The following is a 4,463-nucleotide window of genomic DNA, read 5'->3' on the forward strand; positions in this document are numbered from 1 at the left end:
GCCAAGAAGTCCGCCCCGGCGAAGAAGGCCCCCGCCAAGAAGTCCGCCCCGGCGAAGAAGGCCCCCGCCAAGAAGTCGGCCCCGGCGAAGAAGGCTCCGGCCAAGAAGTCGGCGGCCAAGAAGTCCGCCCCTGCCAAGAAGTCGAGCCCGGCGAAGAAGACGGCGGCCAAGAAGTCCGCCTCCGCCAAGAAGTCGAGCCCGGCTAAGAAGACGGCAGCGAAGTCGACCGCGAAGAAGTCGACGGCGAAGAAGGGGTCCTCCAAGTCGGCCTCGTCGAAGCGGACAACATCCAAGCGCTCCGGTAGCGGGAGGTAGACGTCATGGTGAAGTCGGACAGGACCGAGCCGGAAGAAGCGCAGGAGTCGGGTGTCGACCGTCTGAAGGACGAGCTGTCGAAGTACGCGAGCGCCCAGGTGCAGAAGATCGCCGAGAAGGCCGGCGACAAACTTACCGACCTCACCGGCCAGTTGAGCGATGTCGCGGAGAACGGCGGCTCACTGCCAGCGATCGGCTCCCGTGTGCTCCAGGGCGACTCCCCGCTGAAGGCCTTCGTGTCGGAGAAGGCCAAGGGAGCGAAGGACACGGTCGTGGACAAGGCCAAGGAAGCCCTCGGCGGCGGGGGCAAGGGCAAGCGCAAGTCCAGCGGCAGCAAGGTCATGAACATCATCGAGGTCCTCGATGTGGGCGTGCCTCTGCGGACGGCCTACGACGCCTGGACGCAGTACGAGGAGTTCAGCAGCTTCGCGAAGGGCGTCCGCGATGTCTCGAAGAGCGACGAGACGGAGAGCGACTGGAAGGTGAAGGTCGGCCCCTCGTCCCGCAGCTTCAAGGCCACGGTTCTGGAGCAGGTGCCGGACGACAGGATCGTGTGGTCGTCGGAGGGCGCCAAGGGAACGACCAGCGGAGCGGTCAGCTTCCACGAGCTCGGGCCCACACTGACCCGGATCATCCTGGTCGTGGAGTACTACCCATCCGGGTTCTTCGAGAAGACGGGCAACCTCTGGCGCGCCCAAGGGCGCCGTATGCGGCTCGACTTCAAGCACTTCCAACGCTACGTCACCCTCACCGAGGAGGAGCCGGAAGGCTGGCGCGGCGAGATCCGCGACGGTGAGGTCGTCGTCTCCCACGAGGAGGCCGTCGAACAGGAAGAGGCGGAGGAGCAGGAGCGGGAGGACGACGAGCCGGAGGACGAGGAGGACGAGCCGGAGGACGAGGAGGACGAGCCGGAGGACGAGGAGGACGAAGAGTACGAGGACGGCGAGGACGGCGAGGACGGCGAGGACGGCGAGGACGGCGAGGACGGCGAGGACGGCGAGGACGGCGAGGACGGCGAGGACGAAGGAGAGCCGGAGGACGAATACGAGGAGGACGAGGACGAAGAGGAGCCGGAAGAGGACGACAAGGAAGAGGACGAGGACGAGCCGCCCGCTCCGAGGCGTCGCAGGCGTCGCGCGAAGGAGTCGCGGTGACCGACCTCGACTTCCGGCAGGGCGATCAGCCGATCCCCGGCCCTCAGACCAACAACCTCGCCGACATCCTCGAACGCGTCCTGGACAAGGGCATCGTCATCGCCGGCGACATCAAGATCGACCTTCTCGACATCGAGTTGCTCACCATCCGTCTCCGCCTGTTCGTCGCCTCGGTCGACACCGCGAAGAAGGCGGGCATCGACTGGTGGGAGACCGATCCCGCGCTGAGTTCCAAGGCATCGCGCAACGCCTTGGAGGACGAGAACCGTGAGCTGAGGGAGCGCCTGAAGGCGCTCGAACCGTCCGCCGACACCGGCCGGGAGAAGGAGAGCGAGCAAGCATGACAGAGCCCTCGGACTCACGGGTGGCGTCCGCGGAGGCGGCGGTCACGTATGTGTTCGCCGTCTGCCGCAGCACACGTGCCACGAGCACGTTGGACGTCACGGGCGTGGCCGGCCTGCCGGGCGGTGAAGCGGTCCGGCTGCTTCCGTCGGGTCTGCTGACCGCGGTCGTGCAGACCGTCCCCGCCGCCGACTTCACGGACGAGGTCTGGCAGCGCCGGCTGTCCGACCGGGAGGAGATCGAGCGGTACGCCCGGGCCCACCACGCGGTGGTGTCGGCCGTGGCCACGCACGGGCCCGTCGTCCCTCTGCCCCTCGCCACGCTCTACCACGACGACGACCGGGCCCGGAGCCGCCTGGCCGACGAGGCGGACCGCTTCCACACGGCGTTGAAGCGCGTCGCGCACCACGCCGAATGGGGGGTGAAGGTGTACCGGCCCCTGGCGCCCGAGCCGGACCCGGCGGCCGACGCACCGGCCCCGGAGGCGGCGGGTGGACGGGCCCCCGGCGCGGGTCTCGCCTATCTGAACCGGAAACGGGGCGCCCAGGCGCGGCGGGAGAAGCTCCGGGAACAGGCGCTGGACGTCGCCGACTCCGTGGACGCCGAACTGCGCGGGCTCGCCGCGGCATCGCGCCGGTTGCGTACGCACGGTGCGGCGCTGTCGGGCGATCAGCGGGTGCACGTGCTCAATGCCACGTACCTCGTCGCCGACGAACGGGCGGACGAAGTCGCCCGGCTGGTGGCGGTGTTGGGCGAACGTACGGGCGCGCAGATCGAGCTGTCGGGCCCCTGGGTGCCGTATTCCTTCGTCGGAGAGGTGTGACCGTGGCGCACGACGTGGTTCCCTGGGACAGCCCGGAACCCTTGAGCGGTCCTCTCGGGGTGCCGCTCGTCGATCTGCTGGACCGTGTGCTGGCGACCGGTGTGGTGGTGAGCGGCGACGTGGTCATCGCGATCGCCGACGTTCCTCTCGTACGGCTTTCGCTGCACGCGCTGTTGTCGTCGGTCAACGAGCGGGTGCCCTCGCCGTGGAGCGACGGGGGGCCGCTGTGACGGGCCCGCGTGTCGATCTGGACTCCGAGCAGATGGGGCGGGACCTGGTCGCCCTGGTCCTGACGGTGGTGGAACTGCTGCGGCAGCTGATGGAAAGACAGGCCATCCGCCGGGTGGAGCAGGGCGATCTGAGCGACGAGCAGGTCGAGGAGATCGGCACCACGCTGATGCTGCTCGACCAGCGGATGAAGGAACTCTGCGAGCAGCACGGTGTACGGCCGGAGGACCTGAATCTCGACCTCGGCCCCCTGGGGACCCTGCTGCCCCGCGACTGAGAGCCCTCGCGTCGCGTCTCCGCCCCACTCGAATGGCGTATGCGGTCGAGCAGGCGCAGAGTGAGTGAGGGGGCCGCACGGGCCGGGAGGGGGACTGGCTCGTGGCAATGACTCTCTGTGAGGCAGACATGGCCGACACCGAAAACCTGGGCACAGGCACCACGACCGACCGGCGCTCGGAAGGATCCCGTGACCGCGGCAGAACGACCATCGCCGACAACGTCGTCGCCGCCATCGCCGGCATCGCGATACGGGAGACCGACGGCGTCCATTCGATAGGCCGAGGAGCGTCGAAGGCTCTGGGGGCCGTCACCGGGCGTATGTCCGGCTCGTCCGGCTCCTCCGCCGCGGGGCGCGCCGTCAAGGTGGAAGTGGGCGAGAAGCAGGCCGCGATCGACGTCGACGTCAAGGTGGAGTACGGCACGACGATCCACGAGCTCGCGGACCGGATACGGACCAACGTCACCGACGCCGTGGAGTCGATGACGGGCCTGGAGGTGGTCGAGATCAACATCGTCGTCTTCGACGTCCACATACCCGGCGACGATGACGACGACGATTCCGACGATCAGGCCGGGTCCCGCTCCGGCGGAAGCTCTCCTCGCGTCCAGTGAGGGGCGTTCACGGTTGACCGAAGGCAGGAGAGAAGATGCCCGACAGTCCGGGCGGGCGCCGGATCCGCCGTGCTCCCGCCCGTCCTCTGCGCGGGCGGACCGCCGTCGTCACCGGCGCCGCTCGCGGCATCGGTGAGGCGCTCGCCCACAGCCTCTCCCATGCCGGGATGCGGGTCGCCCTGCTGGGCCGGGAGAAGGCGGCCCTGCAGAGGGCGGCCGAGTCCCTGCCCGGTCCGAGCATCTGTGTCGAGTGCGACATCACCGACCGCACGGCGCTCGCGGAGGCCGCACGCCGCGTGGCGGCCGAACTCGGGCCCGCCGACGTGGTCGTGGCCAACGCCGGCATCGCGGTGAGCGGCCCGTTCGACCGTACCTCCGGCGAACTCTGGCAACGCGTCATCGACGTCAACCTCATCGGCTCCGCCAACACGGCCCGCGCCTTCCTGCCCCAGCTCACCGCCACCCGCGGATACTTCCTCCAGATCGCCTCGACCGCCGCGTTCGGCGCGGCCCCCATGATGAGCGCCTACTGCGCCTCCAAGGCCGGAGCGGAGTCGTTCGCCCTCGCCCTGCGCGGCGAAGCCGAACCGGACGGAGTCCAGGTCGGTATCGCCTATCTGCACTGGACCGGCACCGACATGCTCACCGGCATCGACGACCACCCCGTCCTGGCAGCCCTGCGCCGCAACCAGCCCCGCCCCGCCCGCCGG

8 protein-coding genes are annotated in these 4,463 nt (G+C 69.3%); all 8 read left to right on the top strand.

The annotated features are described in order from the left end of the window. A partial coding sequence (locus D3105_RS32535; RefSeq protein WP_206273029.1) for a hypothetical protein occupies positions 1–315 on the top strand: 315 nt, incomplete at its 5' end. A gap of 5 nt (positions 316–320) precedes the next feature. Next, the gene (locus D3105_RS32540) at positions 321–1,469 is read left to right on the top strand and encodes an SRPBCC family protein (protein WP_118906429.1); all 1,149 of its coding nucleotides are present in this window, start codon (positions 321–323) and stop codon (positions 1,467–1,469) included. After that, positions 1,466–1,813, top strand: coding sequence for a gas vesicle protein (locus tag D3105_RS32545; protein WP_118906430.1), 348 nt, complete (start codon positions 1,466–1,468; stop codon positions 1,811–1,813). Before D3105_RS32540 ends, D3105_RS32545 begins: the two co-directional genes overlap by 4 nt. Then, complete coding sequence (locus tag D3105_RS32550) at positions 1,810–2,634, top strand: GvpL/GvpF family gas vesicle protein (RefSeq protein ID WP_118906431.1); 825 nt, start codon at positions 1,810–1,812, stop codon at positions 2,632–2,634. Before D3105_RS32545 ends, D3105_RS32550 begins: the two co-directional genes overlap by 4 nt. A 2-nt stretch (positions 2,635–2,636) precedes the next feature. Next, positions 2,637–2,864 carry a gas vesicle protein gene (locus D3105_RS32555; protein ID WP_030084767.1) on the top strand — a complete coding sequence of 76 codons (228 nt, stop codon included), beginning with the start codon at positions 2,637–2,639 and terminating at the stop codon, positions 2,862–2,864. Next, complete coding sequence (locus D3105_RS32560) at positions 2,861–3,139, top strand: gas vesicle protein K (protein ID WP_030807560.1); 279 nt, start codon at positions 2,861–2,863, stop codon at positions 3,137–3,139. The genes D3105_RS32555 and D3105_RS32560 overlap by 4 nt, the downstream gene beginning before the upstream one ends. Positions 3,140–3,267: 128 nt before the next feature. After that, positions 3,268–3,753 (top strand): Asp23/Gls24 family envelope stress response protein, encoded by a 486-nt coding sequence (locus D3105_RS32565; RefSeq protein ID WP_118906432.1) that lies wholly within the window; start codon positions 3,268–3,270, stop codon positions 3,751–3,753. Positions 3,754–3,788: 35 nt separating this feature from the next. Beyond that, on the top strand, positions 3,789–4,463 hold a 675-nt coding region (locus D3105_RS32570), incomplete at its 3' end, for a short-chain dehydrogenase/reductase (RefSeq protein WP_118906433.1).

This window comes from Streptomyces globisporus (assembly GCF_003501885.1).
Lineage (GTDB): Bacteria > Actinomycetota > Actinomycetes > Streptomycetales > Streptomycetaceae > Streptomyces > Streptomyces globisporus_D.